Source organism: Ureibacillus xyleni (assembly GCF_900217795.1).
GTDB lineage: Bacteria > Bacillota > Bacilli > Bacillales_A > Planococcaceae > Ureibacillus > Ureibacillus xyleni.
Genome location: NZ_OBMQ01000016.1, coordinates 87,973 through 108,763, shown reverse-complemented (window position 1 = coordinate 108,763; position 20,791 = coordinate 87,973). Strand labels below are relative to the sequence as shown.

Genomic DNA, 20,791 nt, shown 5'->3' with positions numbered 1-20,791 from the left:
CAAAAATTAATCAAAAGTCAACTACAGCAGTGGATTAACGGTCTGCCTAACTATATCAAGGCTTATTTGTCGATTTCAGTCTGCGAAGTTTGAGTAAATAACATAATCCACGATTGATAAATGCATCAGCTAAGTTACTCTCACTATCATTATACCCACTGTTAACTCTTTGTTGGAGTAGTTGGATCAGTTCAGTATAATCTGCTATTGCTTCTTCATATTTTTCTTGATCACTATATTTCGAAGCTCTTAAATATAAGGCACCTTGAAATTGTTCTAAAAGCTTTTCATTTTCTTTAGATAGTTCTCGCAACATTTCTACACCTTGGAAGAAATTACGATTTTTTTCTTCATCAATTTCATCTTCGTTTAGTTCATCACTCATGAGATAAAGGTAAGCCTGATTTTCATATGGAATATTCATTAAATCTTCCGGTAAGGAGCCTTGTTCACCTAGATTTTGCATAATTACATTTCCTTTTTCAAAATCATTCATTGCCTCATGCAAGTTTTCTTTAAATAATATATCTCCTCTAATTGAAAACGCCGCTGCTAAAAGGTTCGCATTTATGCGTTTTCCATTACGCTCCATCTCCTCAATCATTGAAATCGCTTCATCTATCTTAGAGAGAGCTACATTGTTAAAATCTAGTTTCTCACTTAAGATGATTGCTTGTTCATATAAAAGCCGAGGAACAGAATCTTGATTGTATAAATGATCATTCTCTTTTAGTCTTGTATAGATTTCCAATGCCTGGTCCATCATTATTAGTGCTTCATGGGGATTATCCACTGTATTCCCTTTTCCACTTAATACATCTGCATATTCCTCTTCATATTTTGACAGTTCTTCTTCTGTTAGGCTTTCAAATATAGATTCTGCCTGAATACAATCTGCTAGAGTGCCACGACTTGTAAGTAGACATGCTAAAGCTACTTTATCTTTCGTTGTAATTGAATTATTTTGATAGATTGAAATTGCTTCATTCAAATCTTTGTGTGCTTTTTCGTCTTGATTAAAATAACGCAGCAAAATACTTCGATGATATAAAGAGTCAGCTAATTCCCGTTCATATTGACGTTCTCCATTTTCAATCAGTTGACGTAAGTGTCGAATTTCGTTTGTTTGGATATGATGTCTTCGTTGTTTTTGATAAACTTTGGTGATGCTGGCTAAAGTTCGATTCACGAGAATGTTATCATAATGCTTTTTTGCATTAAAGTTATGTTTAGTTAATTTGAAGTCATCTAGATAATCTTCCAAATAGGTTGATAGATACGTCCATCCATCATTTTTCTCATCTAGCCAATCAAAATGTTTAATCATATCATCTGAATCATCCACTAGTTTTGCCCAATTGTTTATCATTACTTTCATTTCATCTTCAAATTTTGTAATCGCCCTTTTTTTCCAATCTTGATGGGAAATAGTTAGCAAATTTCCTCGATGGTTTCGTTCCGTATGAATAAACCCGCGAATATCCGTAAGAAATGCTAGTAATTTAAACGTGGGCTTTTCTTCCCCCATTAATAATGAAATTTCCCTGTACGTTAGCGATTCATAGCTTGTGGAAAGAATGGCGATTAATCGCACGATATTTTTAAAGAACTTTTCACCGTACATCGTTTTTAACGTATCAAAATAATAATCGAATAAATCTGCTCCCTGGGGTATCATCATTCGATTCATAGATTGATTGATTGAATAGAGTTCCTTTAATAGCTTCAAATAAATAAAGCGGTGTTCTGAATAAGTTAACATCCAACGAATCATTTCTTCTTGCTGTGTTGAAGTTACAGAATTGTTTTCTTTGAAGATATGTTTCTTTACATATTCCCTTAACATTTTGACGTTTTCATCTTGGTCTTTTGAAACGGTTTTTTCTCTATCAACTTGTAAGCCATTCATTCGATTCTTGACAAACATTGAAACTTCATTCTTTGTTCTCGACGTAAGTAAAATAAATACATTTTCACCCAACATATCGCCTGTTGGTATATAATCAAAGATCGACTCATTTGAAGTGGAAGGTATTTCATCTAGTCCATCAATAATAAATAAGAGCTTTTCCTTTTTTAAATATTTTTGATGTTCTTTTTGATATTCATTTAAACTTTTCGCAAAGGCACGTTTCTTATCTTCCGCCCCACTTGGTACATGGTGATAGGAAGAAATGACCGTACGTCCAGCTGAACTCATTCGAAGTCGATCGGTAACATTCATTAAGAAATGATTTATTTTATAGGAATAGCTATCATTTATGTAATGACAACGAACCGAGGCGCCAGAAATTTTGATCGCATGGATAGAATGCTCGTCTAGGGATTTAGAAAAAGTTGTCTTCCCTGTACCTCTCTCCATTTGAAGGAGAAACACACCTTTTTCATGCTCGTTAAGTAGTTGCTTTATCCAATCCTCTAAATATGCAGGTTTTTGAAAATCATCTACTTCTTGGATTTTATGAATGATTTCCTCTTCCATTAAAGAGTAGGATTCATCTTCCAACGAATGCTCTTCTTGTAGCTCGCTTCTTGTCGTATTTGTTGACATGGCCAGATAAATTTGTTGCATCTCTTTATTTAATTGCTTATTAAAATTTTGTTTAACTCCTTCAGGGTAGTTAATTAAGGATGTTTTATAGTCATACTTATTAAAAGAATCAAAGAAATAAATATTTCCATCTTCTAGTAATATATAAGGATATAATTTATGTTGCATTCCATTATAGCCTGCGAATAATTCCCCTGAAGTTTCTGGGAGTTTTCTAGCGTGATCTTTCCCGTTTAACACTCGTTGATCTTGATTGTGTTGGACGATGAAATGAATACCATCATAAGATTGTTGATTTTCCTCTAAATACGCTTTGATAACCAATAATTTTTCGGAGATGTCCATCTTCAACTTTTCTTCATCGAGAGTTAAAGCACCATGTCCGATATTTTCATTTCGCCAGGAAGGGATATCCTCATAAATTTTCACAATGTTCGTTAAGATACTTTTCAGGCTATAAGGAATATTCACTTTTTTCACAATGGTTTGAGCAATCTGTTTCCAATGCCCTAAAGATAATTGTTTATCAAGTAAACTTAAAATGATTTTATTTTCAACATCACTTCGCTGGATTCGATTGTAAATGGCACTGGCTGCGTATAACGTCGGAAACTTAATCAACACTTCAAAAACATCTTTTAATTGTAAAATGGCCCCATAAATTTGACCTTGCTTTAACATGTCATAGAGGCGCCAATACTCATGACTAATGACGGAAGGGTATGTTTCAAATCCTTGTTGATACCAATACGTTTCATTGTTACATATCGCTTCATACCATGTTTCTTCGATGATGTCTTCCATTAGTTGAACTTCGGAAACAAGCGAAATATAATCACACGATCCATTGCTACAAATCAATTTCCCTTTAAACTCTTCTAAATTACTATGACACTTTGGACATGTCGTCATTGAATCATCCTCGCTTATACAATTTTCATATACATATTAATTGTGGTATTTCTAGTTAAAATTTCTTATTACCATTTTAACATCAAGGAGGCGATTTGGAGTACGTGTAATAGGACAATTTTCACCAAAGTATTTCACATTAAGCAAAAAGGAAGCGCAATATACAAGTTTAATTTAATCTTGTACATTGCGCTTTTTGGTACAAATAATCGAGCTATACTTCTTCCCCATAACCCATTTTTTTATCAATCAATAAAAACTCTTTCACACGTTCTTTCTCCTCATAAGTTTTGTTAATTCGGGATTTTAGATATTCATTCAATTCTGGATTTGTACAATAGACGTAACATCCTTTTTGTCCGCGTGTCATGAGGGTTCGATAGGTGTTGCGTATAATTTCGTCTGCTATTTTTTGTGCTTTTTCTGGATTTTCTTTGGCTAAGGTTTTGATCCCTTTTAACGATTGATCTGTTTTCGCACGTTTCGTATAGTCGGTAATTACTTGTCCACCATTAAATTGGAGGTCATCCCCAATAATCACTCCTGCATATTCAAATTCGAGCCCTTGTGTCGTATGAATACAACCTGCTTCCCTCACTGAGTTTTCACCAATTGCCCAAATAGAGTTGTCAAGGTTCCAACTAATGCCAAAATTATGTTCAGGAATTTGAATATCAAAGAATTCTTGATTGGAGCGACCTTCTTTTGACCAATCCCAACAATAGCCAGCCATCATTCGAGACTTGTTGTTTACGGTATTTTTTTCTTCAATTCTCTTTAATAACTCGTTCGGGTCATCAAATACTTGGAAGTCATAATCCATTCCTAAATCATTGGTATTTGCAGTTTCACGAATCCCTAATACATCATCTAACCAAGCGATATATCCATCAGAACCGGAACATCGGAATTGTGAAGCTAGTTCCCCCTCAAAGACTTTAACACCGAGCTGTTCAGCAAAATGCTTAATCATTTCCACACTGCCAATGTCTTTTAAAGTCACTCTTTGTGCTTCGTCAATAAAGAAAATTGAAAACTTCGCACTGTGTATTAGTTCTTTCACTTGGTTTTCACCTAAATTGGAAAATAGGCCAGATTTTTCGTTTAATCGATGAGCTTCATCTACAATCAAAATATCAAATTCATTTTCCTCGGCTGCATGAAAACTACCTGAACCTTTAAATAAATTATCAATTGCTGTTTTCTTCATCGATTTTTTTAATTTTGCAGCATACACTTCACGAGGTGCTGAGTTTTTGGTCACATACATTGCCAAATAATCTTCTTCTATATATTTTACAAGTAAGTTGATAGCCAGTACCGATTTACCTGTACCTGGTCCACCTTGAATTATGAATACTCCCTTTTCTTTTTGTTGAATACATTCCCTTGCAAAGGTAAGAGCTTGTTCAAATACAACCTTTTGATCATCAATCATGACAAACTCCTCATTACCAGCAAGCATATTAGATAGTGCATCTTGAAGAGACTTTGACGGTTTAATCTTCCCCTGATCAATACGCAAAATTATATCGTTTGTATCACCGTATTTAATATATTTTTTAATAAATTCTCTTAGCTTATTTAGTTGACCCTTTGTGAATACAGGTGCTTTCTCGAGGTGCTCTTGGTAATGTGTATCTGTCAACGGATCGTTTTCCTGTAAAATATAGTTATGTAAATAAGCACATGGTTTCAAATGAATGGGTACAGTTCGAACATCTTCATTAAAGTCCTCAATCAAAGCAGCGTAACTCCATGCTTGATAGGATGGATGCGTTGTTTGGCGCAACCCACCCCCAAGCGCTGTTTCGACTACAACAGCATCCATGGTTTCGATCTTTTTAACAGACTCCCACTGCTTTAGTTCAATAATCACTGCATGATCATGTTTGCCATCATTCCCTGTCACAATAAAATCCACACGCTTGCCTGTATTTGGAATTTTAAACTCTATTGCAACTTTAGAATCTTTCGGAATTTCACGATCTTGCATCACATTTGCCATCCGTTGTAACGAACTATCCCACGAACGAATTTCACTGCGAGATGTCTTCCCTATCTTATTTTGATACACCTCATATAACCGATCGACAATTTTTTCATTTACTACGTCATCGATAAAACCAACTTTTGTTGACTCGTATATAATCATGAAATCACCCCATTCCTACTTAGTAATTTTGAACTCTAAGATATTTACTAATCTTATCAGTTAATTTTAAGAATAAAATACTAAGAACTATACATATTCTATGTTAACCGAAAATTACATAATATTACCAGATAAAATTATTATGTAAAAGCAGCAAAATTATGCTGTTATTAATAAGTTTTAACAGGAGACATCATTAATAATAATTTTTCATCTTTTAATTGATTATAAATGGAGGTTATAAAATGGAGAAATTTACTGAGCAGTTAAAAAATTTCGTAAATCGGATTGGAACCATGAAAGATTCAATTACAACTGAAGAAGCTACTAAAACTGCAATTGTTATGCCATTTTTCCAAACACTTGGTTACGATGTTTTTAATCCACTTGAATTTTGTCCTGAATTTACAGCAGATGTAGGAATAAAGAAAGGTGAAAAAGTGGATTATGCAATTTTAACGGATGGGAATCCAATGATATTAATTGAATGTAAGAGTATAACTGAGAAATTACAAAAACATGATTCACAATTATTTCGCTATTTTGGGACAACAGCTTCCAAATTCAGTATTCTTACAAACGGTCTTGAGTACAGATTCTATACTGATTTAGAAGAAACAAATAAAATGGATACAACACCATTTTTCTCATTTAACATTTTAGATCTAAGAGATAGTCAAATTAATGAAATAGCTAAATTCCGTAAAGAAAGCTTTGATGTTGATAATATAACAAGCACTGCATCAGAGTTAAAATATTTAAATGCATTGAAGTCTTATCTTTCAGTTCAATTTGAAACACCAGACGAGGAATTTATAAAATTCCTTGTTAATCAGATATATGACGGAGCTAAAACAAAAAATATAATTGAAAAGTTTACACCTATTATAAATAAGGGCATTAAACAAATGTTTAATGAAAAAGTAAATGACAAATTAAATGCAGCCTTAAAATCAACAGGGGATGCAAATGTATCCGTAAATCTCCCAGAACCAGCTGAAGATATTGTGGAGTTGAAAGAAGATGATGGGATTTTAACAACACCCGAAGAACTTGAAGCATACTCTGTAGTTAAAGTATTACTAAAAAATATAATATCCCCGGATCGTATTTTTTATAGAGATAATAAAAGCTACTTTAACATCATAATTGACAACTCTATTCGAAAATGGATTATTAGGGTATATTTTGAACGAAGTAAAAATTTTATTGTTTTAAATGATGCCCCGAATGATAAAGAACGAACAACTCTTGCATTTCAACAGCCTATTGATTTAGTTGATTTTAGGGATCAGATTATAAAGACAATGGAGCCTTATCTATAAAAAGAAAAAATTAAGTCCTAAAACTTAAAAAGTTGTTTTGGGACTAATTAAATTGATATTCTGAAATAACTAATTTCTATCACTTTGTACTAACTATGTTCACCAAAACCCACTCCTAAATATAATAAACTCTAGGAATTTCACTTCAGATCTATTAAAAGTGACTATCAGCGAGTTGAAAATCTATCATTTCATAATTTTGAAATGATAGATTTTTGTTATTAAAAGGAGATTGATTTCCATGTCAAGTGGAAGCGTTCTTGTATCGATTTATTTACATTAGACTGTTGAAATTAACTACGATTTCCTGAAACATTAAAAAAAATCATTGCTTATCAAGGTTTCGCCACGCTTGATATCTAGTGAATTTTAATAATGGAGACGGCGGGAGTCGAGCATTTACTACAAAATGTATTGATATATCAAGCTTAGTTTAATTTTTAATATTTTTTACTACGTTTTTTACTACGTACTAGAAAAAACGGCGGGAGCAAGATAAAAAGATAAATTTCCGTTTGATGGGAGTGGAACCACTACTTTCGAGAAATACTGTAACACCTATGTTCTCAAGAATTTTTAGCTACCATTGAAAACCTTTAACCATGTATTTGACTATGGTTTTAAAAATCTTAAGGAGCAAGATTATTGGCTTTTTAAAATTAAGCGAGCATCTCATCTAAATCAATTCAAGACAGCATGACCTAAATCAATTGTTCAATAATAAAATCTTTATATATTTCAATATCTTCATAAGACTCATAATACTTCTTCATAAATTTTACTATTTGTTTTTCAAAGTCTTTCCTAACTGGATTAGGTATAAAGGATATTTCCATATCGCAATCCTCATGCTTGACACTTTCAATAGCTCCAAGAAAAATAGTGTAGTTTTCTTTATATATTTTATCAAAGGGTTCATAAATTCCATGATTTTCAAAATAAATTCTTAATCCAGTATTAAAATGGTTTATTAGGTCCTCTTTATGTTCCTCATGGCTTTTTATTCTAGAATGAATGGCAGATTGAATCATTGCTAAAAAACTTACTGCAAAAAACCTTTCATCATCTATTTCAGGTTTAAATTCTTCAATAAGATATGTTATAGCATCTATTTTGAATTGACTATATTCTTTAAAATCAACCTCTACTAAAAACTCGATAAGATGCTTAGGTTTTAATGGCAATGTACTTTTAATATTACAAAGTGCTTTTGCAATTTTATCAGGTACAATTTGTTCCTCAATATGTTCTCCCGCGTTTATTAAAATAGAAAGTTTATTTTTATCATAATACTCAGGGTCAAACTCCTTAATAAAATCTAAAAGTTCCATTGATATTCAAATCCTTCTTCCATTTTTTATTCAAGATGCAGTTTAATACTGTGCTGTTCCAATGAAACTTTTTGCTTCTTATTTATATCTACTATTTCACTTAATTCTTCTACTCTTAGGAGTATTGAAGCTTTGCGACCTCAACACAACAAAAGACCTACGCTTACGTTTCCCATCGCTGATAGAGCTATTATTCAAATGATATAGCCATACCACCATTTAAAATAATACTCTCCTGTTCAATCTTCTTGTTGTGGGTTAGCATTAAATCAATTAGTTCATAAAAAGGACTGAATTCACTTTTATCCTTTAAGGCTTCTAGTTTTGAACGATAAGATTTACCTTCGAGCTCTTTCCCATCAGGCAAATACTTAAGAAATGTGTTCTTATCCATAAAAAGCGGGACAAACTGTATATTAGTCTTGTTACATAGATGGCTCCAAATTCTGAAGCCACCATAATCAATATCGCCCCAGTGAAAGAACGTAACATCTAAATGTTTTCCTAGAATATAGTCATATATTTTCTTTAAAATGATACGTCTGTCATTATTATGATAGCCACCCAAATATATCACTAATTCTTTTCTATTTTCGTTTTCCAGGTAATTCAAGTAATCATAATAACTCGTTTTATTTTCTATTGTGACAATTGAGTTAACATCAATTTGAACGATATCACTCTTCTCAAAGGTTATGGGATGAATACCCACGCCAAATTTATCAATTGAAAAATCTAATATTCTATCATTCTTTTTTATAGTAATCGGACCGGAAATCGTGACTAATTGAGGGTTATTTATCACTCCGAACTCAGCCAATACATCTTTATCTTCCCAATCTTGAAATTCAGGAAAAATATATTTTTTTAAGGCATGCAATATCTTTTTTTCAATAACTTCCCAGCGCTTAGAGTCTTTATATAAAAAAATACTCCAGCTTCTTTTAGATATTTCACTCCCATTCTCCAATAACCTAGCTAACCCATAGAGAGCGTCAATCGTTTCTTTTTCATCATCAATATCAATGATTCCAGGCAAGGTTTGATAATGATTTGTCTTTTCTATAATTAAATCCAAAAATCCCTGCATAATATCTGGAAATTTTGTCCGATATTCTTCAATGTAATACTTGATTTTATTATATTTTTCAATTTTAGGTGTCCTTTTTAATATGGCATATATATTATAAAGGTTTTCTTCAATTAATATAATTTTATCCAATATTTCCCCTTTACTAAATTCTTCCCATTGTAAATCAACCATGCCCAAACAATTTAACTCAATGGCATCCATATTCAATTCTCTTCTTGGAGCACTGTCGCTCACATGAAAATAATCTGGATATTCCTTTTTATTTACTGTGAGCATTGTCCTCCGACTATCTTTTTTTTCTATCCCATAACCATTTTTTGCTTCATATTTATCAATTAGTCTATTTAAAATGGACCTCTGTTGCTTCGTTAATGTTCTGATTTTCGTCAAGGTGTACCACCTCCTCTTCTAATTCAAGCAGCATTTTTCTAGAAAACGGTGCTACATAACTAGTAAATTCATCTTTGAGAACAACCATTGTGTTATTAAAATGAGGAGCAATCTGTTGTACTCTACCTGTTGGAGCAACAATAATAGCTTGGAAACCGCACAGTCTAATAAATTTAATTGCTTCCTCTACCCTATCAGAATCCATTCTATTAAATGCTTCATCAAAAATAACTAATCTAAACGTATCTTCCTTTCGCATCATTTGATACGTATAATAAAAAGATGCAAGAATTGATACGTAGAAAGGAACCTGCGTTTCCCCACCTGATTTTTCCAAAGCAACCTTCGAATAACGCATGATATTTCCTTGCTCATCTTTTACTTCAAGCTCGAAATCCAAGTAAGTTCTATAATCTATATAGTCCGTACGTTCTCCTGTTTTTTGAGCGTTTGATAGTTCTTCGAATAATTCTTTCAGAACGTGACCATACTTTTCATCAAAATAATCGCTGAAAATAGACATCCCACTATCGAGGTTAGGGTCTTTCAGCAGATTGTAGAAGTCTTCCATCCCCTTCCTACCCATCACCTTAAACTCGTACTGGTCAGTACCGAAAGTCATTCCCTTTAATGCTCTTTTTAACATTTTGAAATCATCTTCAGCCTTTTCAATCTGCTCTTTCAATTTTGCTATAAAGTCTTCTCTAAATGCCTGCTCAGCTTTTTTTTCAGCCTCTTCCACTTTCTGTTCATAATCTACCAATCCCGTTTGGTGAAGGAAGGATAATCGGTTATCATAAGACTCATTTGTTGGACTTGCTGGGAATTCACTAAATTCATACAATTGGTTGAACTTTTGTCTTTCTGCAATAAAAGGCTCCCAGAGATTGTTTTTCCTCGTAATTAAACCTTTGGTATTATTTTCATAGTTTTTCTTCAATTCAATGGCTGACTTTGATTTACTTTCCTGTTCCCATTTTTCTTTACAAATTTCTACTAATCCCTTAGAAATAGAACTTAGATATTGTTCCAATTCAATTTCATTTTCTTCTAACTGCCTAAACTTTAGGGTAATATTACCTTCAGTCGTTTCAATATCCTTCCTAGTTTCACCAATATCCTCAGATTTTTTATTTATCTGTTTTTGAATGGAACTAATGAATTCTTCTAGTTCCCTCTCTTTTTCTTTTAGTTTTTCAATCTCCGATTTATCTAAATACATAAGCTCTTGTTCTGTTGTAGCAATTTGTTCATAAATAGATGGAAGTAAAATAATACTTTCCCAATCTTTCCGCCAAGACTCATAACGGTCTAGCTTATCTGCTGTAATTTTAAGGATGGGACTAATCATAGTCAGTTCTTCATCTACTAAAGCTAAGCGGTCATTTACTTCTTCTAATTCCTTTTTGCGGTACTTTAATTGTATTTCAATTGCATTCCTACCAATGTATGGTTGTTTGTATCTTTCAACAGGTATTTGTCTAGCTGTAAAATTTTGATAAACCATACATGTTGATGTAATACTTCTTTTATGGTTTTTTAACTCTTTTTCCGATTCACACTTAATAATACTTCCGAGCAGCCAATCAACATAAGATTTTGCATAATCCACCTTACTTACTACTTCTTCGGCAAGACTATTACTTAGTATTTTTCTTTTCTCTATTTGTATCTGGTCAGTATTCACCAAACCTACTCTTTCAATTTTGTGGGAAAACTTGAACCTTTCATATATAGCTAATGCCTCATCAAAATATCCTAGCGGCACCAATATATCAAATTTTTGTGTATGTAAGTATCCCTCAATTGCGTTTTTCCATTTCTCGTTAGAAACCTCGATGACCTCACACAAAACATGGACAGGTACTTCGCCATTATTAGAAATTAAATGTTCCTTTAACAAATTCTTTAACTTTTTCGTTGGTGAGTCTTCGGAAAGGATTTCATTTCTTTCAAGTTTGCTAATTGTATTCTCTAATTGTTCCTTCTCGCTTACGAGTCTTTTCTTTTCTAGGTCCAATTCATAATTTTTATCCTGTAACCATTGGTGCGCCTTATGCCAATGCCGATTAATAGTAATGTAATCTTGTGGGAAATTTTGTTCCCCTTTTAGTAATCCTTCCCAAGCCTCAGTACCTTTTTGTAACTCTATATTCAAAATACTTGGCGATTTGAAATAGTCTACCAGAGAAGACACTTCTTTTCTTTCCTTAATTTCTTGCCTTAATTTACTCTCATTGTTTTGTTTTTGTTTACTAATTTTTTCAGCCTGTTCACAAAGTTCTTTCTGTTTATCTAATAAATCAGTTTCTTTTTTAGAAATGCTATGTGTGTGAATTTCTTTACGGATATTCTTGATATTTTCATTTTCCAGGTCCCTTTTCTGTTCCCATACTATTTTTTCTTTTTCCAAAGACTCAAGTTTTTCTTGAGAAATCATCCTATTATTGGAGAGAATTTCTATGCTATTCCTTTCAACTTCAACTGTTGCTTTCCGTTCCATATATTGACCAGTATGGATATTGTTATTAATCGTTTCAATTTCTTTGTACTTATTCTGAATTAACTCTAAGTATTCTATTTCACTTTTGGTTCTACTAAGAACATTTTTTAGTTCCTGGACTTGTTCAACATAATCCTGCATCTTACTTATATCAATTTCTTCTTGGTCATCCAATATGTATTCATAGACAAACTTTCGAAGATTTGTTATGGGTGAAAAAGATATTCCTTTTGGAAACAATGAAAAAAAAGACTCTTTTATCCCGCCGAGTAATTGTTGAATATCTGCGCTATAACCAATCAAATCATTTCGATAAGGTTTATACTTAAAGGAATTCTTCTTTAAAAATCGGAAAAACTCTTCCTGAGTTTTAGGAGTGTCTTCGTCAGAGTAAAAAAGACTGTCCACTAATTCCTGTTCGTCAATTTTGAAGAATGTATGATACTCATTAGATGTACCATGATGATAATCAAAAACAGCACCGATTAAATATTTTTTGCCTGTATTAGTATGCTCAATTTCAGCGACAAGATATGTTGTAAAATCATAGTTTCGTAGAAATTCGCGGTCATCCGTTCCTGTCTTCCCTCTTAAATAGGAAATCAAAGACCTTTGGGTATTTTGCTCATGTGCAGATGAATTAAACTTAATTCTATTCATATTAGCAAGTAATATCACCTGAAGTGCATCAACAATTGTAGATTTTCCAGCACCATTATCACCTGTAATAACTGTGCTTTCTCCCATAAAATCAAGTGTTTCATCAAAGAAATAATGCCAGTTAATTAACTTCAATTTCGTCAGTAATCTCAACTTGCCCGTCCCCCCTGGTCTCCTTTTCTAACCATTCTGAATAATATTCAATAGCCTGTACATTAAGTGCCACTTTAATAGATGGAAAGATAGCTATTACGGCATCAGGATGATTCCATGCCCCTTTTTTCAATTCGATTATAGAATGCTTTTCAAACATTTTAAGAGTCTTTTGGTATTCATCTTGGGCAGGTAATCTATCTTTAATTTTCAATGCAATATACTTTTCTTGGATTTCTTGATTTGAAATTGTAGTTTCTCTAGAAAGTAGTAGTTCTTTTTGCTTTTCGTCATATAACAACCGTAAAATGAGTAAAAAAAGAGTCTCACCAAGTGTTAAATTTCTTTTGTTTTTACCTAATTGATTTTTCACATAAATTAACCCATCATCGACGTTTTGATATAATTCCCATCCAGACATCAACAAATATTCTCTTATGATGTCAAAATGCCGCTCACTAAACCGATAATACAATTTGTCGCTTTCTTTTTTATAAACCAAAAACGATTGAGACATTAACCGATTGACACAGTTTTTAAAAACAAGCCTATCCTTTTCTAGCAGATTATCATAGTCACTTATCCATTTCATGCAATCACCTATTTTCTTATAATCTTTTGATTTGGAACAATTCCCTGTTCTGTCTCTGTCACTCGATTAAGCTTATCTGGTTTGGAGAGACTATAATTTGCTTTTTTTGATTTACTATATAATATTGAATAAATTAGATTTACCCATTCTTCCTTGTTATCCATTGGAAACTCTGATAATGTTAGTTCACGTTTGTCTTGCATGACCTTATTCACATAAGAATTAATATCCTTTATCGTTTTTTCTTCTTTTAATCGTTCCTTGAATTTATCCATCTTTTTTTGTTTAATATCAGTATTAATTATTGGCATTTGGACAGCGGTTGGATTTATTTTTGGTCTAGCTTGAGATGGATATTTATAGCTACTTTCTTCCAGTGACTCTTGTTTAAATAACTGAATTTGTGAAGAAAACTCCTCGTCTATTAATTTTCTATCACCGTTTTCTTTAATTTGTTCTGAAAGGTAAAGTAAAATTTTGTTTATTTTAGAAGAAAAGTTTTGGGTTTGCCCAACTTTCATTTTCACTCTTTGTGTAGCTACTCTGTGATATTTCTGATTTCTGGAATCAATTTCTCCTAATATTTCATCCATCATTCCAAACGACCTTTCAATGGCATCCAACCACTCAAAAATCTCACTTTCAGCAGTAGAAATATCTGGAGAAAATTTATCTTTTGCCATTAATCGGGCTTGTTCTGCAACCAAAACATGATTAAAAGAAAAATCTCTTACTTTTTTTATTATTTTAGTTCGATATTTTGAAATATGGTCTGATGACTTTAATCGGTAGTAATGTGAACCTAATACTTTTAACTCATACTCATCAAAGATTTGTTTTAAAATTTCTTTTATATCATCTACATCCAATAATTTTTCTGTATACTTTTTTATATTATGATTGAGCCCCTTGAGTCCATCTGTTAATTCTTTTGTTGTTTGATAAGCTTGATGTATCGCTACATATGTTTGTCCTTCTTCTCCCATTAAATTTTGATAAATAGATAGAACATGCCCGGAAAATTCCATTTGGTATCCTGTACTGATTTTGTGAAAGGTTTCCAGCATTTTTATTGAGTAATCTGGGATGGATATTTTTACTGAATAGTCTAAATAGTGCTCTTGGGTTATCCAGCCATGATGATTAAATTTTGAAATATAATGAAATGCCCTTTCTTTAGCATCTCGCAGGTTATTATCCTCTTCATCTGCATATTCCATATCGTGAGTTTCAAAATACTCAATAAATAAATCAACAATAACATCTCTATCAATCACAAAAATTGATTTTTTATACTGCTCATATATTAGGAAAAGTAAATCCGTATGTAGTTCTTTTAACTTTCCAGATAATATTGAAAAGAAGTTTTCAGGAATATGCATAAACAATTTATATGTATCCATATTTCCCCTCCCATTACTAAATATTTACTATTAATTTTAGCCCAGTTAATCACATAGTACAAACTCATTACACAGTATTATTTTGCTTTGTTTAGTTATCTAATAGCTGCTTTCGCCTTTATAATTTTGGATTTTAGTCTCAAATTCAAGAACCAAATAAGAACGATTAAAGTGTTTTACCATGCTTGAAAGAGTTATTTAAGAAAGTCCTGTTTTGTAAAAAAATTGGCTTGTAGGATAATCCATAGATGTTGAGAAATATTTGAAGTATAACACCTGTGTGCTTACGCGTGAATTTTTATATTTTGGGGGATTACAATGGAGATTTTAATAGATGCAAAGATTGTAAAAAACAATGAAAACACAATAATATTTTCTAACGATGATACTTTTTATTTCTCAAATTGTTGTGACGAAAGTTTAGAATTTGATGGGACTAATCTTCAGATAGAGGTAAGAGCAAATTACATTCTTAGTAATGAATACGGGAGAAACAACGGTTATACTGATTTTCAAATCATAATTAACAAAACAACTGGAGAATTAATGATTAAAGAACATGATTTGTGCGATTATTTGAGTTCTGTTGCAGGGAAAGAAAATGCTAAAGAAATCCTAAGTTTTTGGCTAAAATCCAGTGCGTTTAAATCGTTTATTACGGAATGGATTGATGAATGTAAGAAACATAAATATGACTACTCATCAGCTGATTTCAAAGAGATTTTGAAGGCTTTGAAAAACATACTAAATTTAAGCAAAGATACTATTTTAAAAAGCCAAATTATTTTTATTAAAGAAACTCAGAAAAAGGTAAAAAACCATCATATAAAATCAAAAACACAGTAAGTCTGTCTAATTCTTGGTAAAACGAAGCTTTTCTATTAATATAGAGTCTCAATTAGATTTTTTATTATGATAAATCGAGACTGCAAATTTGATATAATGAAAGAAAAAATATAAGGGGTGTACAATCTGGATAAATTTAAAAGACAGTTAAATAGTGTTGAAAAGGAATTTTTGTATAATATTATGAAGATTTTTTTAAGATAGCCCATCGGAAGCAACTATCCCGAGATGATAAAAAACCATTGGCACAAAAATTGTTAGAATTCAATCCAGATGCTAATTCACTAGATGCTCAATTTGTAAGAATTAATTGTGCTTTCAAATTTTTAAGAATGGATGGGAAAAAGATGCATTAGCAGAGATAATAAGCTCTTCTCATCCTAAGGTCACACCTAAAATTAAAAGAAGAGCAAAACAATTGTTAGATTTACAATCAAACCTGAACACATTTGAGAACCAAACGCACATTGTCTAATCATCAGAAAGATACATATATAATCTTGTTCAAAGGTGGACTTAATAATGTTCATTTACAATACTATACTATTTTCAAAACAATCATCTGAAGAAACTAGGTCAGTTGACGGAATTAAAATATTACCGCCTCCCCCACCTAGACCACGGAGATAATTTATATCCTTAGCCGAAATCTAAAAATCAATATAAGAAAGGAACATTTTATTTTGAAAGAAAAACAATCTCAATCTATCCCTTCAATTAAAATAAGCGGAGCTCCATCCTCTAAAAATCCTGGTGGAAAAGTTCAAGGCTCAGTAGATGGGCAAAAAGTTTCTCCTCCGCCTAAGAAAAGATAATTTATTCGATACCTTCAGGAGTGGTTTTTTCAATTGGATTATTGTAATCTAGTTCTTTTACAACCATTCCTGATTTAACATCAATATAAGCTTTTTTGACTTTATAATCATAATCTTCCAAGCTGTCTGTCCATTCTTGTACATTTTCTAAAACTAGCCCTTTGTCAATTTCTAATGGACTTGAAGCCTTTGTCATTGAGCCAATCACAAAATTTTTAGGGTTATCAACTTTGTGGACAATGTAAACAGCAATTTTTTCTTTATTTTTCTTATTGTTTTCATGATCCTTACTGACATCCTCATTACCACTTTCATTTTCCTCACTATCATCGACAGAATTATCTATCCTAATAAAAAATTCTGACCATACCGAAGTACTTGAGGACATCTTTGCAATTCCCCTTGACTTCCTAACCTTGTTTATTAATGCTCTTATTAGTTCATTGCCAATCTTGCTCCAGAACCAACTAACAATAAAACTCACCAAAAAACTCACCATTAAAAATAAAAATAAATATTTAATATCTGAAGTAGCTAAATTTACGTCATCAAGGGTCCAGGCGGTTTTAACTGAAAAAGGACCTTTAGATACTATTACTCCCCAGGTATTTAAAACTAATAAAGTCCCAAAGCTTACTGGTAGCCAAAGTAGAGCTGCTATCGCTGATAGCTCAGAAGCAGTGTGCTTTACTGAAGGGTTTAGTCCAAAAACTTGTAACCAAAAGTAAGCCATAATGCCCGGTAAAGTAAATACGAAAGTACTTAGGAATTCTGCCATTTGTCTTTAGCAATGAGCTGAATGAGTTTTTACAACCTACAAAAACACGTAAATGGATTTTGCATGTGCAAAAGAAATATAACCTGTCTACAATCACGACACATGGGTTACGCCACACACATTGCTCATTGTTGTTTGAAGCTGGTGCGAGTTTGAAAGAGGTACAGGACCGATTAGGTCATACAGATGTACAAACAACTATGAATGTATACGCCCATATTACACAAAAAGCAAAAGCTGAAGCCATTCAAAAGTTCGAAAGTTACTTGCAAATTTAACTACGTTTTCAACTACGTTCGATTGAAATTAAATGAAACTATTTGAAAATCAAAAAGTGCCAAAACCCTTATCTATCAAGGATTTTGACACTCATTGAAATCATATGAAATTAAATTATGGAGACGGCGGGAGTTAAACCCCTGCTTAAAAACAACTTCTAAGTCTCTTGTAGAAGTAAAATAATATTCTTTTGCAATATTTATTAAAGCTATCTGGTAAGTGAAAATCAATAGAAAAACTTAAATACAAATTCTAATGTCCCGGACAATAAAGCTAATAATTGCCTGCCTTCGACTAATATTAATTTCTTTAACATGCTACTTTCCCTTAGACTTACTCACACCTTCCTAAACCCATTCTCCTGTGAATAATGATAATAACTTCTCAGCTTCTCCTCCGAATAGTGGGTGAAGTAGCCTTTATACGGAGTTTCATGGACAAGGATTTCGTTTCGTTTGATTAGTTGATTCATATGGCTTTCGGAAGCGAGTTTGTTGCTTTTCTTGGCATTGCAGGAAGGGCATGCAAGGACAAAATTCCACAGATGATCGTTTTGAATGTAGCTCCATGGGATGAAGTGGTCTACTTGGCTTCTTTTTGTTACGGATTTTTTGCAGTAGAAGCATGTGTCAAATCCTGCATGTTTCAGTAATAGTTCGAATTCTTTTAATGATTGACGTTGTGTGACGAACTCCACTTTGGATAAAAGTTTATTTAGTTTTTCAGCTTCGTTAAATTTTTCTAAAAACAAGGAAAGTTGATAGTTGTTTACATCAGTTAGGACCCGTTTATATTTTTGAAGGAATTCGTAGTAAGCTGAATGTAATTTAATAGACTCATTTTTCAAATCAAAAGAATAGATTTCTTCATTAAAGTCCCCATAAGTTGCCCCGATTACATTCCGTTTTCCATTTGTTTTTACTTGTTTGATTAATTCTGATTGTTGAATACCTGCAATTTTATCGAAATTCCACTCGTCTGGAATGCTATATCTCGTTTGAAAATCTTCAATGACGGATTGTACTTTTGATTTTTTTGTTGACGTATTGGCTTGCCATAGTTGATGGTGGACGACAAGATTCCAATAAATTTTTGTAAAAGATTTAAAAAGATCCTCAAAACTAATTTCTAACTCTTCATTCGTTTCTGAGAGATTTTCAAGCAATGCCTTAAAGAACCCAAATTTATACGTTGTTGAATTTTTAGAATGATAAAAAAAGTAGTGTATGGATTTCCAAATATCTGCATCTGTAAGATAGATGTCCTTCATTTCACCATTTGTTAGTTTCCAATATTGTTTCTTCTCCATTTACACATCTTCCACATCGATTAAGAATAGGCGTTTCTTAAATCCACCGCGTTGTTCAGCTTTAGTTGATCTGACCGTTTCGAGCTCGTCAAAAGTTTTGTTATGTACGGTGAGGGCTGCATGGATGAGTTCCAAAATATCTGCTAGTTCCTCCAGTGCGTCTGTGGTATTTGACGTTTGTTCGTACTCAGCCACTTCCTCATGCAGTTTTTGCTTTATTTCATGCAAATACTCATTTTCTTCTAAAATCCGGAAGTTGCATCGTTTGCCATTCTCCTCAATGATGTTGATTATTTCATCACGCACTAGCTTTTCATATTTTGGCACAGCTATCCCCTCCCCTAAAAAGTGTTCAAAATTGAATTTTCTATTATAATTGTAATACAAAATAGGTAATATATGTATATTTAGCACAACAAAAAATGCATATTCACATATTAGGTGAGCATGCATTTAATTCCTTAATTAACCATAAATTCTGATAGATTTCTTTTTGTTGCACTATTACGAATCTTTCTAATGGCTTTTGCCTCGATTTGACGGATTCTTTCCCGTGTTACATTGTATATTTTTCCAACTTCCTCTAAGGTTTTCACTTCATTGTTATACCAGCCGAATCGATATTTTAGCACTTCACGTTCTCTTTCCTTTAATTCTTCTAAACAATCTTCAAGGATCCATTTTAATTCCTCTTTTAGTGCTAGTTCCTGGGGGTCTAAAAACAATTCTATATCCGGACTTAGCCCAGTATAAGGTTTATATTCTTGGAACTCGAGCAAGGACGTGTCACTATCATCTTCTGAAACTACTGTATCTAAGGAAGCTAGATGTAAAAACATAAAATCTACTTTTTTCAAATCCTGGTATTTTTCCACTGTTATCTCCGCTTGTTCAACGACCCAATCGACATCAATGCCATTGTTCGTTAAGATGGATTCTCTTTCAAACTTCAGTACTTTGTTTATTGTTTCATGCATATGTACTGGTACTCTAATAGTATATCCTTTATCCATGATTGCTCTCGTAATTTTTTGACGTATCCAGTAAGTGGCATAGGTCGAAAATTGGAATCCCATCGACGTGTCAAAACGTTTAATGGCTTCCATTAATCCAATAAACCCTTCCGCCACCAAATCATCGTAATCTAATCCGTTACTTGTATGCTTCATATATTTACTTGCTATTTTTTCGACTAACCCTCGATTGTTCTTCAGTAAGTCGTTTAGTACTTCGATTTCTGATCCACTTTGATACTTTTCGATAATCCAACTATTCTCTTTATAGTTACTTGATTTTAGAGCTGTTTGTTGGATTCTTTCCTGGTTTTGCTTAATAAATGCATTCGGATCGAAATCGTCATCATCATCGATTGGTGTGCTTTTAAGTTTAACGGGTGCATTCTTTACAATTTCTTCTTGCAAACTACTTTTTAGTGGTTCGTTTATTTGAATATCATGAAAACCCTTTTCTTTAAAATAAGCTTCTAATATATTTATCGGAACATCTTTATGGAATAATTTTTTTATTTCCTTTTTCACAAAGCCCAAGTAAACAGGTTTGTATTTATTAAAATTGGATAAGTAGTTATTTAACAACGCTAAATCTCTACTTTGGCTCATTGGTTTCACTTCCCATTTGAAATATATGTATATCTATTCTAAACTTAAATATATTAATTGAAAACCACTCGGAAGGA

14 protein-coding genes and 1 pseudogene are annotated in these 20,791 nt (G+C 32.5%); 4 read left to right on the top strand and 11 right to left on the bottom strand.

Annotated elements, in window-relative coordinates:
- Positions 1 to 55: 55 nt before the first annotated feature.
- Together CRO00_RS17825 and CRO00_RS17820 are read right to left on the bottom strand one after the other, a co-directional pair.
- The gene (locus tag CRO00_RS17825; RefSeq protein ID WP_097075031.1) at positions 56 to 3,463 is read right to left on the bottom strand and encodes a P-loop domain-containing protein; all 3,408 of its coding nucleotides are present in this window, start codon (positions 3,461 to 3,463) and stop codon (positions 56 to 58) included.
- Between the two features lie 214 nt (positions 3,464 to 3,677).
- A complete protein-coding gene (locus CRO00_RS17820; protein ID WP_097075030.1) occupies positions 3,678 to 5,618 on the bottom strand; it encodes a DUF2075 domain-containing protein in 1,941 nt (646 codons plus the stop codon).
- 245 nt (positions 5,619 to 5,863) lie between these two features.
- On the opposite strand from CRO00_RS17820, the gene CRO00_RS17815 reads away from it, so the two are divergent.
- Positions 5,864 to 6,943 carry a type I restriction endonuclease gene (locus tag CRO00_RS17815; protein ID WP_097075029.1) on the top strand — a complete coding sequence of 360 codons (1,080 nt, stop codon included), beginning with the start codon at positions 5,864 to 5,866 and terminating at the stop codon, positions 6,941 to 6,943.
- 701 nt (positions 6,944 to 7,644) lie between these two features.
- On the opposite strand, the gene CRO00_RS17810 is transcribed toward CRO00_RS17815, so the two are convergent.
- From CRO00_RS17810 to CRO00_RS17790, 5 genes are all read right to left on the bottom strand, one after another.
- Positions 7,645 to 8,274, bottom strand: a complete 630-nt coding sequence (locus CRO00_RS17810) for a hypothetical protein (protein WP_097075028.1) — start codon at positions 8,272 to 8,274, stop codon at positions 7,645 to 7,647.
- Between the two features lie 190 nt (positions 8,275 to 8,464).
- Positions 8,465 to 9,757 (bottom strand): Wadjet anti-phage system protein JetD domain-containing protein, encoded by a 1,293-nt coding sequence (locus CRO00_RS17805; RefSeq protein WP_097075027.1) that lies wholly within the window; start codon positions 9,755 to 9,757, stop codon positions 8,465 to 8,467.
- A complete protein-coding gene (locus CRO00_RS17800; RefSeq protein WP_161946730.1) occupies positions 9,708 to 13,055 on the bottom strand; it encodes an ATP-binding protein in 3,348 nt (1,115 codons plus the stop codon). The genes CRO00_RS17805 and CRO00_RS17800 overlap by 50 nt, the downstream gene beginning before the upstream one ends.
- Positions 13,042 to 13,590, bottom strand: a complete 549-nt coding sequence (locus tag CRO00_RS17795) for a DUF4194 domain-containing protein (protein ID WP_161946729.1) — start codon at positions 13,588 to 13,590, stop codon at positions 13,042 to 13,044. Before CRO00_RS17795 ends, CRO00_RS17800 begins: the two co-directional genes overlap by 14 nt.
- An 83-nt stretch (positions 13,591 to 13,673) precedes the next feature.
- Complete coding sequence (locus CRO00_RS17790) at positions 13,674 to 15,068, bottom strand: Wadjet anti-phage system protein JetA family protein (RefSeq protein WP_097075024.1); 1,395 nt, start codon at positions 15,066 to 15,068, stop codon at positions 13,674 to 13,676.
- 318 nt (positions 15,069 to 15,386) lie between these two features.
- Between CRO00_RS17790 and CRO00_RS17785 the strand changes: the two genes are divergently transcribed.
- Together CRO00_RS17785 and CRO00_RS20590 are read left to right on the top strand one after the other, a co-directional pair.
- Entirely contained in the window at positions 15,387 to 15,914 is a 528-nt protein-coding gene (locus CRO00_RS17785; protein WP_097075023.1) for a hypothetical protein, read from the top strand.
- A gap of 683 nt (positions 15,915 to 16,597) precedes the next feature.
- On the top strand, positions 16,598 to 16,729 hold the full coding sequence (locus tag CRO00_RS20590; protein ID WP_272914326.1) for a hypothetical protein: 132 nt from the start codon (positions 16,598 to 16,600) through the stop codon (positions 16,727 to 16,729).
- 1 nt (position 16,730) lies between these two features.
- On the opposite strand, the gene CRO00_RS17780 is transcribed toward CRO00_RS20590, so the two are convergent.
- Positions 16,731 to 17,507 carry a hypothetical protein gene (locus tag CRO00_RS17780; RefSeq protein ID WP_097075022.1) on the bottom strand — a complete coding sequence of 259 codons (777 nt, stop codon included), beginning with the start codon at positions 17,505 to 17,507 and terminating at the stop codon, positions 16,731 to 16,733.
- A gap of 2 nt (positions 17,508 to 17,509) precedes the next feature.
- Between CRO00_RS17780 and CRO00_RS17775 the strand changes: the two are divergent.
- A pseudogene (locus tag CRO00_RS17775) lies at positions 17,510 to 17,785 on the top strand (tyrosine-type recombinase/integrase); the annotation flags it as partial.
- A 338-nt stretch (positions 17,786 to 18,123) separates the two neighbouring features.
- Here the strand turns inward: CRO00_RS17775 and CRO00_RS17770 are convergent.
- From CRO00_RS17770 to CRO00_RS17760, 3 genes are all read right to left on the bottom strand, one after another.
- On the bottom strand, positions 18,124 to 19,095 hold the full coding sequence (locus tag CRO00_RS17770) for an HNH endonuclease (RefSeq protein ID WP_097075021.1): 972 nt from the start codon (positions 19,093 to 19,095) through the stop codon (positions 18,124 to 18,126).
- Positions 19,096 to 19,422, bottom strand: a complete 327-nt coding sequence (locus CRO00_RS17765) for a nucleoside triphosphate pyrophosphohydrolase (RefSeq protein ID WP_097075020.1) — start codon at positions 19,420 to 19,422, stop codon at positions 19,096 to 19,098. It lies immediately after the preceding gene.
- A gap of 134 nt (positions 19,423 to 19,556) precedes the next feature.
- Complete coding sequence (locus tag CRO00_RS17760; protein ID WP_097075019.1) at positions 19,557 to 20,714, bottom strand: sigma-70 family RNA polymerase sigma factor; 1,158 nt, start codon at positions 20,712 to 20,714, stop codon at positions 19,557 to 19,559.
- Positions 20,715 to 20,791 lie beyond the last annotated feature (77 nt).

Coding starts and splice junctions, on each gene's coding strand:
- CRO00_RS17825 (WP_097075031.1), bottom strand. CDS start 3,463: ATGACGACATGTCCAAAGTGTCATAGTAATTTAGAAGAGTTTAAAGGG.
- CRO00_RS17820 (WP_097075030.1), bottom strand. CDS start 5,618: ATGATTATATACGAGTCAACAAAAGTTGGTTTTATCGATGACGTAGTA.
- CRO00_RS17815 (WP_097075029.1), top strand. CDS start 5,864: ATGGAGAAATTTACTGAGCAGTTAAAAAATTTCGTAAATCGGATTGGA.
- CRO00_RS17810 (WP_097075028.1), bottom strand. CDS start 8,274: ATGGAACTTTTAGATTTTATTAAGGAGTTTGACCCTGAGTATTATGAT.
- CRO00_RS17795 (WP_161946729.1), bottom strand. CDS start 13,590: ATGTCTCAATCGTTTTTGGTTTATAAAAAAGAAAGCGACAAATTGTAT.
- CRO00_RS17790 (WP_097075024.1), bottom strand. CDS start 15,068: ATGGATACATATAAATTGTTTATGCATATTCCTGAAAACTTCTTTTCA.
- CRO00_RS17785 (WP_097075023.1), top strand. CDS start 15,387: ATGGAGATTTTAATAGATGCAAAGATTGTAAAAAACAATGAAAACACA.
- CRO00_RS17780 (WP_097075022.1), bottom strand. CDS start 17,507: ATGGCAGAATTCCTAAGTACTTTCGTATTTACTTTACCGGGCATTATG.
- CRO00_RS17770 (WP_097075021.1), bottom strand. CDS start 19,095: ATGGAGAAGAAACAATATTGGAAACTAACAAATGGTGAAATGAAGGAC.
- CRO00_RS17760 (WP_097075019.1), bottom strand. CDS start 20,714: ATGAGCCAAAGTAGAGATTTAGCGTTGTTAAATAACTACTTATCCAAT.